At 65.8% G+C, this 14,188-nt stretch carries 13 protein-coding genes; 10 read left to right on the forward strand and 3 right to left on the reverse strand.

What is annotated here, in order from left to right:
- Positions 1-114: 114 nt before the first annotated feature.
- Positions 115-621: a peptide-methionine (S)-S-oxide reductase MsrA gene (gene msrA, locus ACQKLX_RS18975; protein ID WP_427363113.1), complete on the reverse strand. Its 507-nt coding sequence runs from the start codon at positions 619-621 to the stop codon at positions 115-117.
- A 461-nt stretch (positions 622-1,082) separates the two neighbouring features.
- A complete protein-coding gene (locus ACQKLX_RS18980) occupies positions 1,083-2,639 on the reverse strand; it encodes an acetolactate synthase large subunit (protein ID WP_427363114.1) in 1,557 nt (518 codons plus the stop codon).
- A gap of 265 nt (positions 2,640-2,904) precedes the next feature.
- Between ACQKLX_RS18980 and ACQKLX_RS18985 the strand changes: the two genes are divergently transcribed.
- The 10 genes from ACQKLX_RS18985 to ACQKLX_RS19030 all read left to right on the forward strand — a co-directional run bounded on the left by ACQKLX_RS18985 (position 2,905) and on the right by ACQKLX_RS19030 (position 12,960).
- Positions 2,905-3,843, forward strand: a complete 939-nt coding sequence (locus tag ACQKLX_RS18985) for an ABC transporter substrate-binding protein (RefSeq protein ID WP_427363195.1) — start codon at positions 2,905-2,907, stop codon at positions 3,841-3,843.
- Positions 3,840-4,361, forward strand: coding sequence for a mismatch-specific DNA-glycosylase (locus tag ACQKLX_RS18990; RefSeq protein ID WP_427363115.1), 522 nt, complete (start codon positions 3,840-3,842; stop codon positions 4,359-4,361). Before ACQKLX_RS18985 ends, ACQKLX_RS18990 begins: the two co-directional genes overlap by 4 nt.
- Positions 4,358-5,131 carry an ABC transporter permease gene (locus ACQKLX_RS18995; protein ID WP_427363116.1) on the forward strand — a complete coding sequence of 258 codons (774 nt, stop codon included), beginning with the start codon at positions 4,358-4,360 and terminating at the stop codon, positions 5,129-5,131. The genes ACQKLX_RS18990 and ACQKLX_RS18995 overlap by 4 nt, the downstream gene beginning before the upstream one ends.
- Positions 5,128-5,913, forward strand: coding sequence for an ABC transporter ATP-binding protein (locus ACQKLX_RS19000; RefSeq protein WP_427363117.1), 786 nt, complete (start codon positions 5,128-5,130; stop codon positions 5,911-5,913). Before ACQKLX_RS18995 ends, ACQKLX_RS19000 begins: the two co-directional genes overlap by 4 nt.
- Before the next feature lie 128 nt (positions 5,914-6,041).
- Complete coding sequence (locus ACQKLX_RS19005; protein WP_427363118.1) at positions 6,042-6,794, forward strand: FadR/GntR family transcriptional regulator; 753 nt, start codon at positions 6,042-6,044, stop codon at positions 6,792-6,794.
- A 43-nt stretch (positions 6,795-6,837) separates the two neighbouring features.
- Complete coding sequence (locus tag ACQKLX_RS19010) at positions 6,838-7,809, forward strand: sialic acid TRAP transporter substrate-binding protein SiaP (RefSeq protein WP_427363119.1); 972 nt, start codon at positions 6,838-6,840, stop codon at positions 7,807-7,809.
- A 193-nt stretch (positions 7,810-8,002) separates the two neighbouring features.
- Positions 8,003-8,581 (forward strand): TRAP transporter small permease, encoded by a 579-nt coding sequence (locus ACQKLX_RS19015; RefSeq protein ID WP_427363120.1) that lies wholly within the window; start codon positions 8,003-8,005, stop codon positions 8,579-8,581.
- A 3-nt stretch (positions 8,582-8,584) separates the two neighbouring features.
- A complete protein-coding gene (locus ACQKLX_RS19020) occupies positions 8,585-9,991 on the forward strand; it encodes a TRAP transporter large permease (RefSeq protein ID WP_427363121.1) in 1,407 nt (468 codons plus the stop codon).
- A gap of 185 nt (positions 9,992-10,176) precedes the next feature.
- Complete coding sequence (locus ACQKLX_RS19025; RefSeq protein WP_427363122.1) at positions 10,177-11,385, forward strand: class I SAM-dependent methyltransferase; 1,209 nt, start codon at positions 10,177-10,179, stop codon at positions 11,383-11,385.
- Between the two features lie 111 nt (positions 11,386-11,496).
- A complete protein-coding gene (locus ACQKLX_RS19030) occupies positions 11,497-12,960 on the forward strand; it encodes a lyase family protein (RefSeq protein WP_427363123.1) in 1,464 nt (487 codons plus the stop codon).
- A gap of 19 nt (positions 12,961-12,979) precedes the next feature.
- Here ACQKLX_RS19030 and ACQKLX_RS19035 read toward each other — a convergent pair whose 3' ends face one another.
- A complete protein-coding gene (locus ACQKLX_RS19035; RefSeq protein WP_427363124.1) occupies positions 12,980-14,119 on the reverse strand; it encodes a citrate synthase family protein in 1,140 nt (379 codons plus the stop codon).
- Between the last annotated feature and the right edge of the window lie 69 nt (positions 14,120-14,188).

Here is a 14,188-nt window from a genome sequence, read left to right on the forward strand (position 1 = left end):
GTAAGCGGCCCTTTGTCGTTCACCCAGTCGTAGCGCCCTCATCCCCCTGCCGGGACCTTCTCCCCCGAGGGGAGAAGGAGCGACGTCAACGGCCGTGCGCGCCTTTGAACTCTGTTATTCCGCCGCCTCACGACGTGGCAGCACCCAGTCCGGGCGGACCCAGTGGCAGGTGTAGCCGGCCGGGTAGCGCTCCAGATAATCTTGGTGCTCCGGCTCCGCCTCCCAGAAGTCGCCTTCGGGCCTCACCTCGGTGACGACCTTGCCCGGCCAGCGGCCCGACGCGTTGACCTCGGCGATCACCTCCTCGGCGATCTTCTTCTGGGTCTCGTCGACATAATAGATGCCCGACCGATAGCTGGTGCCGAGGTCGTTACCCTGGCGGTTCAGCGTGGTCGGGTCGTGGATCTGGAAGAAGAACTCGACCAGCTGCCGGTAGCCGATCTTGGCGGGATCGAAGCTGATCTCGATCCCCTCGGCATGGCTGCCGTGATTGCGATAGGTCGCATTCTCTACGTCGCCGCCGGTGTAGCCCACCCGGGTCGTCTCGACGCCGGGGAGCTTGCGGATCAGGTCCTGCATGCCCCAGAAGCAACCGCCTGCGAGTACAGCACGTTCCGTCATGTCAAACCTCCTTGATCGCGCCAAGATAAGCATCGGAACCTGAATTCGCCATGCCGTCGCATTTGGTTACGGTTGGCAAGACTGATCGCTGGAAGCGGCTGCCCGGTGGCGGCCTCTCATCCCGGCTCGGCTCTTCCGGCCAACTGCGCCTGACCCGCACTTTCTCGGATCGGCTTAACCGATCCTTCGCCTATGAGCTGCATCAAGAGGCATGCTCAGCCTTTGGGATTCCATCAGCGGGTGGTTCTGGGACATCCCAAGTCTGTGGATTGGCTTTTGGCGAACAATTGCGACGGTCCTTGCAACGCTCGTGCTGAGTATGGCGCTAGGCCTTCCTGCATGGATACCGTTTTCGGCTCAATATCTGTGCCCGATTTGGTTCTTCGGTCGCTATCAGCATCAAAAGCGGCAGAGGTCCTGAGAGCGCGGAAGGTCCGCGCTCCAGCAAGTATCGCTCCCGCTCAGATCACCGCCTCGATCAGGAACGGCCCCTTCCGCCCCAGCGCACCCTTGAACAGCCTGGTGAATTCCTCGGCGGTCGTGGCGCGGGCCGCCTCGACGCCCATGCCCTTCGCCATCGACACCCAGTCGAGCGCCGGCTCGTCGAGATTGAGCATCAGCTTGGCGTTGCGGCCGAAATCATTGACGCCGACATTGCGCATCTCGCCATGCAGGATCGCATAGGTCCGGTTGGCGAAGATGACGGTGACGACGTCGAGATTCTCGCGTGCCTGCGTCCATAGGCCCTGCACCGTGTACATGCCGGAACCGTCGGCCTGCATGCCGATCACCTTGCGGTCGGGGCAGGCGACGGCGGCGCCGACGCAGAGCGGAATGCCCTCGCCGATCGAACCGCCGGTGAGCTGGATATAGTCGTGCTGCGGCGCGCCATGGCAGTCATAGTAGAAGCTGCGGCCGGACGAGACCGACTCGTCGCAGATGATCGAATTCTCCGGCAGGAGCCGCGTGACGATGGCGCAGACCTTGTCGGCGTCGAGCGTGCCGGTCGGCAGCGCTTGATCCGTTGCCTGCGGCGCTGCGATGAAGGCGGGCGGCGTGGCCCGTGCGGAGAGTTCCTCGGCCAGCGCCTCGATGGTGCCCGGCAGGTCGTCGCCTTGCACGGCGAGCTGCTCGATATGGCAGTTCTCGTGCACCAACCGGCCCGGCTTGCCGGGATAGGCGAAGAAGCCGACCGGGACCTTGGCGCCGATCAGCACGAGCAGGTCGATATTGGCGAGCTGCTGCAGCGCCATGTCGATCGGATAGAACACTTTCGGGATCGCGACGCGGCCGGCGCCACGCTCGATCCGCCCGTTCGACATCTGCGAGAAGATCTGCGCGCCGGTCGCGGCGCAGACGCGCGCGGCCATCGCCATCGGCCCCTCGCGCAGGGCCGAGCCGGTCAGCATGATCGCAGCGCGCGAACCGTGCTTGCGCAGGAGGGCTGCGACCTCGCGGATCTGGGCCTGATCAACCTGCTTCGGTGCCGGCACCGATGTCCGCTTCAACTGCGCCGGCTCGACGCTGCCCCAGGCGCAATCGGCCGGCAGGATCACGGTGGTGACGCCGGGCAGCGACAGCGATGCCGCATAGGCCTCGCCGATCGCCGGGCCGACATCCTCCGGCGAGGCGATGCGGCGCACGAACTGCGACATCGGCCAGGCCAGGCTCTCGATGTCGCTGGTCAGCGGCGCGTCATGCTGGAGATGGTAGGTCGCGTGGTCGCCAACCACGTTGATCATCGGCGTATAGGCGCGCCGGGCATTGTGCATGTTGGCGAGCGCGTTCGCCATGCCGGGCCCGCAATGCAACAGCGTCGCCGCCGGCTTGTCGGCCATGCGGGCATAGCCATCGGCCGCGCCGGTGACGACGCCCTCGAACAGGCCGAGCACGCAGCGCATCTGCGGCTTGCGGTCGAGCGCAGCGACGAAATGCATTTCGGAGGTGCCGGGATTGGCGAAGCAGACATCGACATCGTTGACCAGCAGCGTGTCGCACAGGCGGTCGGCGCCATTCATCCGGAAGAACCTCTCGATAGCCAAAGGCGCTTCGCGCCTGTCATGCCGAGGGGACGGGATCGCCACCACAGTGTCAAACAAGAGAATGTCATTGCTTTCCCTAGTCCGCGTGATGCCGCCTTGACCGGTTTGCATATGCATTTAACGTGATTTGGAACGAAGCTTGCTTTATCGGGCGCGATCGGGCTGCGTTGGCCGGGGTGTCCGCCGCGAGCGGGAACAAGAGGGGAAGAGGTTCGTCATGACGGGTGTGAAGCGTATCGGGATGCTGGCCGCGACCGGCCTTGCGGCTCTCCTTGCCGCCGGCGGCGCGCAGGCGCAGACCAAGGTCAATATCGGCATCTCCGGCTGGACCGGCTTCGCGCCGCTGGTGCTCGCCAAGGAGGCCGGCATCTTCGCCAAGAACGGCCTCGACGTTTCGATCAAGAAGATTCCGCAGAAGGACCGTCACCTCGCCATTGCCTCGGGCGACATCCAGTGCGCCGCGACCACGGTCGAGACCTGGATCGTCTGGGACGCCGCCGGCATCAAGACCAAGCAGATCTTCCAGCTCGACAAGAGCTATGGCGCCGACGGCATGGCCGTGCGTGGCTCGACCGCCTCGATCAAGGACCTCAAGGGCAAGACGGTCGCGGCCTCCGCGCCCGGCACCTCGCCCTATTTCGCCCTCGCCTGGATCCTCAAGGAGAACGGCATGTCGGTGAAGGACGTCAGCGTCGTCAACATGGAGCCCGGCCCGGCCGCGCAGGCCTTCATCGCCGGCCAGAACGACGCCGCCATGACCTATGAGCCCTATCTCTCGGCGGTGCGCGAGAAGCCCGAGGCCGGCAAGATCATCGCCACCACGCTCGACTACCCGATGGTGATGGACACCTTCGGCTGCACGCCGAAATTCCTGGCCGAGAACGACACCGCCGCCAAGGCGCTGACCAAGAGCTATTTCGACGCGCTCGCGATGATCAAGGCCGATCAGGCCAAGGCCTATGGCATCATGGGCGCCGATGTGAAGCAGACCGGCGAGCAGTTCGGCAAGTCGGCGAATTACCTGCGCTGGTCTGACGCGGAGGGTAACAAGAAGTTCTTCGACGGCGAATGGCAGGCCTTCACCAGCAAGGCGGCCGAGCTGCTGCTCGAGATCGGCCTGATCAAGGCCAAGCCCGACATCGCCACGCTGGTCGAGACGAAGTACGTCGCCGGCAAGTGACTGATCACGTCCTGCCGGACGTTCTGACCGCCGGCCTGCATGTCGTCTTCTGCGGCACGCAGGCCGGAGCGGTCTCCGCCCGGCGGGGCGCCTACTATGCGGGCCCCGGCAACAAGTTCTGGAAGACACTGTTCGAGACCGGGCTGATTCCCGAGCCGCTCGGCCCGGCGGATTTCCCGGACCTGCCGCGATACGGTCTCGGCTTCACCGACGTCGCGAAGGGAACGTCCGGCCCCGACACGGCACTGACGCGGCAGCATTTCGATATCACCGGCTTCCTGGCCAAGCTTCGCGAGCACGCGCCGGCAATCGTCGCGTTCAACGGCAAGCGTGCCGCCCAGGCTGCGCTGGGAGAGGAGAGGGGCCATAGGCTCGCCTATGGCCTCCAGCCATCCTCGCTTGTAGGAAGCCGCGTCTTCATCCTGCCCTCCACCTCCGGGGCGGCATCCGGCTACTGGTCCATCGAGCCCTGGCGCGAACTCGCCGCTCTCGTGAAGGAAACAAGTCTCAGACGATGAAACCACTCCAGCCGGTCTCCGCCACTGCCCGCGTCGGTTATGGCATCGCCTTCTTCGCACTCTTCGTCGTGGTCTGGTCGATCGCGACCTTCGGCGGCTATGTCCAGAAGCTGTTCCTCGCCGACCCGCTGACCATGGTCGGCGAAGGCTGGAACCTGCTCGTCAACCACGGCTTCCTGTTCGACATCGGCATGACGATCTGGCGTGTCGTCGGCGGCTTCATCCTCGCCGTCATGTTCGCGCTGCCGCTCGGCATCCTGATGGGCGCCTACAAGCCGGTCGAGGCCTTCCTCGAGCCCTTCGTCTCCTTCGCGCGCTATCTGCCGGCCTCGGCCTTCATCCCGCTGCTGATCCTCTGGGCTGGCATCGGCGAGACGCAGAAGCTGCTCGTCATCTTCATCGGCTCGTTCTTCCAGCTCGTGCTGATGATCGCTGTCGCAGTCGGCGGCATCCGACGCGACCTGGTCGATGCCGCCTATACGCTGGGCGCCAGCGATTCCTCCGTGGTGCGCCGCGTGCTCCTGCCCAATGCCGCGCCGGAGATAGCCGAGATCTTCCGGCTCGTCCTCGGCTGGGCCTGGACCTATGTCATCGTCGCAGAGCTTATCGGGTCGTCCTCCGGCATCGGCCACATGATCACCGACAGCCAGGCGTTGCTGAACACCGGGCAGATCATCTTCGGCATCATCATCATCGGCCTGATCGGGCTGATCTCCGATTTCCTCTTCAAGGCGGTCAACCAGCGCCTGTTTCCGTGGGCGCAGGCATGAGCAAGCTTCTGATCGACCAGGTCGGCAAGGTCTTCCCGGCCAGAGGCAAGGGCCAGCCGACGCGGGCGCTGATGCCGACCTCGCTCACTGTCGCCGACAACGACTTCATCACCATCCTCGGCCCCTCCGGCTGCGGGAAGTCGACGCTGCTGCGCATCATCGGCGGGCTGGAGACGGCGAGCGAGGGCAAGATCCTGCTCGACGGTGCGCCCGTCACCGGGCCGGGCGCCGATCGCGGCTTCGTCTTCCAGAGCTACACGCTCTTCCCCTGGTTGAGCGTGGTGCAGAACATCGCCTTCGGCCTGCGCGAGAAGGGCGTGCCGGAGCGCGAGCGGCTCGACATTGCCCGCAAATGGGCCGAGCGTGTCGGCCTTGCCGGCTTCGTCGACCATTTCCCGAAGCAGCTCTCCGGCGGGATGCAGCAGCGCACCGCGATCGCCCGCGCACTCGCCAATGATCCTAAGATCCTGCTGCTCGACGAGCCCTTCGGCGCGCTCGACAACCAGACGCGCGCCTTGATGCAGGAGATGCTGCTCGGCATCTGGGAGCGCGAGCAGAAGACCGTGCTCTTCGTCACCCACGACATCGAGGAGGCGATCTTCGTCGGCTCTCGCGTCGTGGTGATGAGTGCGCGCCCCGGGCGGATCAAGGCCGATATCTTGGTCGATCTGCCCCACCCCCGGCCCTACACGATCAAGACCACGCCGGAGTTCGTCGCGCTGAAGGAGCGGCTGGTCGAGGAGATCCGGGTCGAGGCGGTGCTGGCGGCCGAAAGCCACTAGCACCCCAACCACCATACCGGTTGACTCCGGTCCGGTATGGTGGTTCCTTCCCTGCCGAAATTGGCCTGACCACATGGCCAAATCGAAGCCACCTGAACAGGTGGCGCAGGGAAGGGTCCGGGGAGCTGATGCCGCTCGCAGTCGTCGAGTCGCCACGTCTATATCGGCAGATCGCCGATCAGTTGCGTCATCTCATCGACCAGCACGAATTCCCGGTCGGCAGCCGCCTGCCGCCCGAGCGCGAGCTCGCGGAGAAGCTCGGCGTCTCCCGCCCTTCTGTGCGCGAGGCGTTGATCGCGCTCGAGGTCGAAGGCCGTGTCCGCATCCGCATGGGCTCCGGCGTCTATGTCGTCGATCCCGCCCAGGCTGCCGCGCAGACCGCTGCAGCGGGGTTCCCCGTCGAGGGGCCGTTCGAAGTGCTGGCGGCGCGCCGGCTGGTCGAGGGCGCGATTGCGGCTGACGCCGCAGCGCAGGCGAGGCCCGAGCAACTCGCCGAACTCGCAGGGATCCTCGACCAGATGGAAGAGCCCGGGCTGCCGGCCGAGCGGCTGATCGCGCTCGACCGCGCCTTCCATGTCGAGATCGCGGCGATGCTCGGCAACACCGTGCTGGTGCGCTGCGTCGGCGAGCTCTTCGATCAGCGCATGAGCCCCTATTTCCGCCAGCTCGCGCAATATTTCGAGAACGAGGAGTCCTGGCGCACCGCGGCGCGCGAGCACCGCGCCATTCATGCCGCGCTTGCCCGAGGCGATCGTGACGCGGCGCGCGCGACGATGTGCGCTCATCTCCAGGCCTCGCAGGAGCGCTTTTCGCAGAGCTTCGGCGACACCGACCTCAAGCGGGCAGGCGAGCGTCAGCGCCGGCCACGCCCGATCAAATGACGCAAGGCCAGATCACATCCGTGACCTTCAGGGAGGACAGACGATGAAATTGCATTACGCCCTTGCCGCGCTCGCCGCCGGCGCCCTCTTCGCCGCTGCGCCGGCGCAAGCCCAGACCAAGCTGAAATGGGCCCATGTCTACGAGACCTCCGAGCCGTTCCACACCGAGTCGGTCTGGGCCGCCGAGGAGATCAAGAAGCGCAGCAACGGCAAATACGAGATCACGGTCTATCCGGCCTCTCAGCTCGGCAAGGAGACCGACATCAACCAGGGCCTGACGCTGGGCACTGTCGACATGATCATCTCGGGCTCGAGCTTCGCGGCGCGCGCCTATCCGCCGATCGGTGTGACCTACTATCCCTTCATCTTCCGCGGCCCTGATCACCTCCTCGCCTATGTGAAGAGCGATGTCTTCAAGGAGATGGCCAAGGGCTATGAGGAGAAGAGCGGCCACCAGATCCTGGCCGTGACCTATTACGGCACGCGCCACACCACCTCGAACAAGCCGATCAAGACCTGCGCCGACATGAAGGGCCTGAAGATCCGCGTGCCCGATGTGCCGGCCTATCTCGCCATGCCGCGTGCCTGCGGCGCCAACACCACGCCGATCGCCTTCGCCGAGGTCTATCTCGCGCTGCAGAACGGCACGGTCGAGGCGCAGGAGAACCCGCTCAACACCATCGACGCCAAGAAGTTCTACGAGGTCCAGAAGCACATCGTGCTGACCGGCCACATCGTCGATCACCTCAACACCGTGGTCTCCAAGCAGCTCTGGGCCAAACTCTCGCCCGAGGACAAGAAGATCTTCACCGACGTCGCCCAGGAGGCGGCCGAGCGCGCCACCAAGAAGATCCAGGCTGACGAAACCAAGCTCGTCCAGGTCTTCAAGGACAAGGGCCTCTCGGTCACCGAGATCGACAAGGCCGACTTCCTGGCCGCGGTCCAGAAGAACGTGACCTTCGAGCAGTACGGCTATCGCAAGGCGGACTGGGAGCGCATCCAGGCGATCAAGTGAGCTGACGCCGTCATTCCGGAGTCGGTCGATAGGCCTGCTCCGGGACTATTGAACGTCGCCCCTTCCGTCATGGTCGGGCTTGTCCCGACCATCCACGTCTTCGCGTCGCTGATCGAATGCGGTGTTCAAGACGTGGATGCTCGCCACAAGGGCGAGCATGACGGCTGAGGACTGTCGAAGCGAAGAGTGAGCGATGACCACGACGCCGGAAGTCCACACCCAAGTCACCAGCGAGGAGATCGCCCACGTCTTCGACGAGGCGCCGCCGCCGGCCGATCTCTCCGGCTACGGCCTCGAGGACTGGGTGACGCTCGCCGCCTTCTGGCTGATGGTCGCCTGCGTCGTGGCGCAGTTCTTCACCCGCTATGTCCTGAATGACAGCTTCGCCTGGACTGAGGAGATCGCGATCTACGCACTGATCGTCGTGGTCTTCTTGGGATCCTCGCTCTGCGTGCGCGCCTCGCGCCACATCCAGGTCGACTTCCTCTACCGCTATCTGTCGCACGGTGCCGGTCGAGCGCTCTCGACCCTGGTCGATATCATCCGCATCGGCTTCTTCGCCTATGGCACGGTGCTGACCCATCGCTACGCCCAGCTCATTCCCGACGAGATGATGACGACGATCCAGTTCCCGAAGTCGCCGGTGTTTTACGCCGTCGTGATCGCCTTCGCGCTGATGACGCTGCGCTCGGTCCAGGTCGCCTGGCAGAACTGGCGCCGTGGCTACTCCGTGCTGGAGCGTCCCTCGGCCTTCGACGGCTCGGAGGCCTGATCCATGCTGATCCTGCTCGGAACCTTCCTCGGCCTGATGGTGCTCGGCGTGCCGGTCGCCATCTCGATGGCCGTTGCCTCGCTCGCCTTCATCCTCGTCTCAGGCACCGTGCCGGACGTGATCCTGGCCCAGCGCATGATCGCCGGTGTCGAGAGTTTCCCGCTGCTGGCGGTGCCCTTCTTCATCCTCGCCGGCAATCTGATGAACATTGCCGGCGTGACCGGCCGGATCTATTCCTTCGCGGTTGCACTCGTCGGCTGGATGCGCGGCGGCCTCGCCCAGGTCAACATCATCGGCTCGGTGATTTTCTCCGGCATGTCCGGCACCGCGATCGCCGACGCGGCCGGCATCGGCACGATCGAGATCAAGGCGATGAAGGATCATGGCTATTCGACCGAGGTCGCGGTCGGCGTCACCGCCGCCTCCGCCACGCTCGGGCCGATCATCCCGCCCTCGCTGCCCTTCGTCATCTACGGCATGATGGCGAACACCTCGATCGGTGCGCTCTTCCTCGGCGGTGTCATCCCCGGCGTGGTGATGACGCTGTTCATGATGCTGACGGTCGCGATCTTCGCCCGCATCTACAAATGGGGTTCGGACACCAAGTTCTCGCTGCGCGAGCTCGGCTCGGCCGGCATCGAGGTGCTGGTCGTCATGGGCTTCCCCGTGCTGGCCTATGGCCTCGTCTTCGCCGGGCTCGATCCCAACCTCGCCATCGGCATCGCGCTCGCCGTGCTCTTGGCCATGGACTACTATTTCGACTTCTCGGCGGTCATGGCGCTGATGACGCCGGTCATCCTGATCGGCGGCATGACCATGGGCTGGTTCACGCCGACCGAGGCCGCCGCTGCCGCGGTGATCTGGTCGCTCTTCCTCGGGCTGGTGCGCTATCGCTCGATGACCATGCGCAGCCTGACCAAGGCGACTTTCGACACGATCGAGACCACCGCCTCGGTGCTGTTCATCGTCACCGCCGCCTCGATCTTCGCCTGGCTGCTGACGGTGTCGCAGACGGCGCAGCTGCTCTCCGACCTGATCCTCGGCTTCACCCAGAACAAGTGGGTGTTCCTGATCCTGGTCAACCTGCTGCTGCTCTTCATCGGCTGCTTCCTCGACACCATCGCGGCGATCACCATCGTCGTGCCGATCCTGCTGCCGATCGCGCTCAAGCTCGGCATCGATCCGATCCATTTCGGCCTGATCCTGACGCTGAACCTGATGATCGGGTTGCTGCATCCGCCGCTCGGCATGGTGCTGTTCGTGCTCTCGCGCGTCGCCAAGCTCTCGGTCGAGCGCACCACCATGGCGATCCTGCCCTGGCTGGTGCCGCTCTTCGCGGCGCTGATCGCGATCACCTTCATCCCCGAGCTGACGCTCTGGCTGCCGCGCACCATGGGCATGATCCGGTGAGGCTGTTGGGGGCGACTGGCGAGAACGGCCCGCCGCCCCCATTTTTCCTGTCAGGAGGCTGACAGCTGCATGCGGCGGGCGTGGATCAGCTTTGCGCCGAACCCACTGTTACGCTGCTGCGGGTGATCGCCATCTCTGATGGCGAAGGGGCACTGCCGTGAGGTGGCGCCATGCGCAGTCTGCTTATGAATATGTTGTCCCGGCTCATTTGCGAGCCGCGTGTCGATGTCGTGTTCGCCGATGGAACGCTCCATTCGGCCGGGCGAGGTGCGGCACCCGAGATCACCTTGCGTATCGCCGATCGTGAAACCGAGTTCAGATTGGCGCTCGACCCGGAGCTCGCTCTGGGCGAGGCGGTGATGGATGGCCGCGTCATTGTCGAGCGCGGCACGATCTACCAATTGCTCGAAACCCTGGTGAGAGGCCTGTCCCGGCAGCCGCCTTCAGCCTGGGCGGGAGGGCTGAGCCGGTTGCGCACAGCGGTGCGGCGATTGAAGCAGCACAACACGCCGGGCTGGGCGAAGAGCAACGTTCATCACCATTATGACCTGAAGAGCGAGTTCTTCCGGCTCTTCCTCGATGCCGACCAGCAGTATTCCTGTGCCTTCTTCGAGCATCCGGGTGCGACGCTGGAGGAAGCGCAGGCGGCCAAGAAGCGCCGCATCGCGGCGAAACTGGCGCTGAAGCCAGGCCAGCGCGTGCTCGACATCGGCTCGGGCTGGGGCGGGCTCGGTCTCTCGATCGCCAGAGAAACCGGGGCGAAGGTCACCGGCATCACCCTCTCCGAGGAGCAGCTCGCCGCGGCGAGCAAGCGGGCCGAGGAATCGGGGCTGCCGGTCGAGTTCCGCCTGCAGGACTACCGGGCCGTGCCCGAGCGTTTCGACCGCATCGTCTCGGTCGGCATGTTCGAGCATGTCGGCGTCGGCTACTACCGCGACTACTTCCGCAAGGTGCGCGAGCTGCTGGAGGATGACGGCGTCGCGCTGATCCACACGATCGGCCGCAGCACTCCGCCCGGCGCGACCAACCCCTTCATCGCCAAGTACATCTTCCCCGGCGGCTATATCCCCGCTTTGTCGGAAGTCACGGCGGCGGTGGAGAAGGAGGGGCTGATCGTCACCGATGTCGAGGTGTTGCGCCTGCATTATGCGCAGACGCTGAAGGCCTGGCGCGAGCGCTTCCTCGCCCATCGCCAGGAAGCGGTGGCGATGTATGACGAGCGCTTCGCGCGGATGTGGGAGTTCTATCTCGCCGCATCCGAGGCGAGCTTCCGCCATGACGGCCTCGTCGTCTTCCAGCTCCAGCTCGCCAAGCGGCTCGGTACGCTGCCGATGACGCGAGACTATATGAACGAGAAAGGCAAGGCGGCTGCGAGGCTTGGACGAGCCGCCTGAATGCGCGCGATTGAGCTGCTGCAATGCCCCCGTTAGGCTTCTGCCTGGCGGGGGCACTAGCGGAGGTCGATCGTGCGATCATTGATGATTGCGCTCGCGATAGCGGCGCAGATGTCAGCTCTTCCAGCTCTCGCCCAGGAGCGCCAGGCCCGCGACGAGTTCTTCTGGCTCGGCGAGATCAACAAGGCCACAGCCGTGATCAACACGGATGAAGGCCTGCTCGACAAGGCTCTGGCTCCGCGCATCGCCGCCGGTCTCGTCAAGGTTTTGAGCGATGGCGCCAAGCCGGGAGGCAAACGGCCGTCGACGGTGATCAGCTTCGAACCCCTGCTGATCGCAGCTGGTGGGCAGGAGGTCACGCTGCTGCATGCCGGCCGGTCGAGCCAGGACATGCACGCGACCTACCGCGCCGCGATCCTGCGCGACGACATGCTGGCGCTCGCCGACCAGCTCAACCGCACCACGGCGACACTGGTCGGGTTGGCGGAGAAGCACGCGGCGACCATCGTGCCGAACTATACCAACGGCGTCGCCGCCCAGCCGAACAGCCTCGGCCACGCTCTGCTTGGCCATGCCGCCGGCCTGGAGCGCGACGCCCAGCGCATCCGCGAGGCCTATGCCCGGATCGACCGTTCGGCGATGGGCACGACCGTGCTCAACGGCACGAGCTGGCCGCTCAACCGCAAGCGCATGGCCGACTATCTCGGCTTCGCGGCGATCGTCGACAACGCCTATGACGCCGGCCAGATCTCCTCCGCCGAACACCCGGTCGAGGCCGGCGCGATCGTCACCAGCATCGCGCTGCATGCCGGCGCCTTCGTCGAGGATGTCATGACCCAATACGCCTTCGCGCGGCCCTGGATGCTGCTGCAGGAGGGCGACGGCAACACCTATGTCTCCAGCGCCATGCCGCAGAAGCGCAATCCCGGCCTGCTCAACACCACGCGCCAGCAGGCCTCGACGGCGCTCTCGCTTGCGATGGGCGCCGCGATCCAGGCCCACAACATCACGCCGGGGATGAGCGACCCCAAGGACGTCAAACCCAACAGCGCGATGGTGAAGAGCGCGGTCACCGTGCTCGCCAACTGGGACCGCATCCTGAAAGGGCTGGTGATCAGCCCCGAGCGGGCGCTGGAGGAGCTGAACAGCGACTGGACCGCCTCGCAGGAACTGGCCGACCTCTTGATGCGCAAATACAGGCTGCCCTTCCGGGTCGGCCACCATTTCGCCTCCGAGGTCGTCACCCACGCCAAGGATCACGACATCAAGCCGCTCGACTTTCCCTATGCCGAGGCAAGGCGGATCTATGCCGCGGTGGTGAAGGGGACGGATTATCCGACCGAGCTGCCGATCGCCGAGGCCGAGTTCCGCGCGGCACTCGATCCCGTCGCGATCGTGCGCAGCCGCGCAACCGTCGGCGGCCCGCAGCCGGCCGAGATGGAGCGGATGCTGACCGCGGCCAAGGGCCGGATCGCGGAGCAGGGCGCCTGGATCAAGGAGCGGCGAGAGAAGATCGCGGCCTCGCTCGCAAGGCTCGACAAGGATTTCGAGACGCTGCGCGCGCAGGCGCAGTAGCGCGAGCGGTCTGCCGGTCTCAGGCGGGAGGTTGCCCGACATAGCGGGCGCGCGGGCGGATCAATCGGCCGCTCTCGTTCTGCTCCAGCGCATGGGCGAGCCAGCCGGTGCAGCGCGCCGCGGCGAAGATCTGGAAGGGGGCGGTCTCCGGCAAAGCGAGCTTCGCTGCCAGCGCCGAGAGCGCGAAGTCGATGTTCGGCCCCTCGCCCGTCAACGCCGCGATCGCGGCCTGCGCCTGTGCGTAGGCCGGCGGCGGCTCGAAGGCTGCGAATAGCGCCCGTGCCCGCGGATCGCCATCGGGATAGAGCGGATGGCCGAAGCCTGGCAGCTTGGTGCCGGTTTCCAGCCGTGCCGCGAGCGCCGTCTCCAGCCCGTCGCGCCCGATCTCCCGCATCAGCGCCAGCACGCGCGGCGCGACGCCGCCATGCAAAGGACCGGAGAGCGCAGCGAGCCCGGCCAGCGCACAGGCGGCGAGCGAAGCGCCGGTCGAGGCGGTGACGCGCGCCGCGAAGGTCGAGGCGTTGAGCTCGTGGTCGGCAAGCAGCACGAGTGCGCGCCGGATCGGCTCCGAGCCATCGGCCTCGCAGCCCCAGGCCCGCGCCAGCCGGGCATGGATCGGCCCTTCTCCCGGGCCGCCGGCGATGGCGTCGACCAGCGTGTCGAGCACGGCGGCGGCTTCGAGATAGAGCGCTTTCTTGGTTCGCCCGACCATTGGCCGGTCGCTCGCGGTCCGCGCCGCGATCACCGCGAAGGTGCGCGCCAACGGCTCGCCCGGCGGCACGATCGTCGACAGGGGCGGGAAGCGTTGCGTGCCGCAATCCCAGAGCAGACGGGCGACATCCTCCAGCTTGGCGCTCTGCGCGAGGCGCGCCGCATCCTGTCCGCGATACCAGAGGCCGCCGCGCTCGATCGTGGTGATGGCGGAGGCGAGCACCGGCTCGCCATAGGCGATCGCATCCTCCGCGATTGCAGCCGGCCGCCGGCCGCGCGCCTTGCGATGCTCCAGCCGGGCGACGTCCTCGGCCCGGTAAAGGCTGCGACGTGAATCCTCGCCATCGCCGCGCGCCTCGATCAGCCCGCGGCTGACATAGGCGTAGAGCGTCTGCGGCTTAAGGCGCAGCCGCGCCATCGCCTCCTGTGCTGTCAACCAGTCCTGCATCGCCCCTCCGCCGAATATATTGATTATATTGTTCAAGATTGATTGTTGCAATGCGGGAGCCGATCCTCA

The sequence above is a fragment of the Allobosea sp. NPDC003192 genome, from assembly GCF_050275675.1.
Taxonomy (GTDB): domain Bacteria; phylum Pseudomonadota; class Alphaproteobacteria; order Rhizobiales; family Beijerinckiaceae; genus Allobosea.

Coding starts and splice junctions, on each gene's coding strand:
- msrA (WP_427363113.1), bottom strand. CDS start 621: ATGACGGAACGTGCTGTACTCGCAGGCGGTTGCTTCTGGGGCATGCAG.
- ACQKLX_RS18980 (WP_427363114.1), bottom strand. CDS start 2,639: ATGAATGGCGCCGACCGCCTGTGCGACACGCTGCTGGTCAACGATGTC.
- ACQKLX_RS18985 (WP_427363195.1), top strand. CDS start 2,905: ATGCTGGCCGCGACCGGCCTTGCGGCTCTCCTTGCCGCCGGCGGCGCG.
- ACQKLX_RS18995 (WP_427363116.1), top strand. CDS start 4,358: ATGAAACCACTCCAGCCGGTCTCCGCCACTGCCCGCGTCGGTTATGGC.
- ACQKLX_RS19000 (WP_427363117.1), top strand. CDS start 5,128: ATGAGCAAGCTTCTGATCGACCAGGTCGGCAAGGTCTTCCCGGCCAGA.
- ACQKLX_RS19005 (WP_427363118.1), top strand. CDS start 6,042: ATGCCGCTCGCAGTCGTCGAGTCGCCACGTCTATATCGGCAGATCGCC.
- ACQKLX_RS19010 (WP_427363119.1), top strand. CDS start 6,838: ATGAAATTGCATTACGCCCTTGCCGCGCTCGCCGCCGGCGCCCTCTTC.
- ACQKLX_RS19015 (WP_427363120.1), top strand. CDS start 8,003: ATGACCACGACGCCGGAAGTCCACACCCAAGTCACCAGCGAGGAGATC.
- ACQKLX_RS19020 (WP_427363121.1), top strand. CDS start 8,585: ATGCTGATCCTGCTCGGAACCTTCCTCGGCCTGATGGTGCTCGGCGTG.
- ACQKLX_RS19025 (WP_427363122.1), top strand. CDS start 10,177: ATGAATATGTTGTCCCGGCTCATTTGCGAGCCGCGTGTCGATGTCGTG.
- ACQKLX_RS19030 (WP_427363123.1), top strand. CDS start 11,497: ATGTCAGCTCTTCCAGCTCTCGCCCAGGAGCGCCAGGCCCGCGACGAG.
- ACQKLX_RS19035 (WP_427363124.1), bottom strand. CDS start 14,119: ATGCAGGACTGGTTGACAGCACAGGAGGCGATGGCGCGGCTGCGCCTT.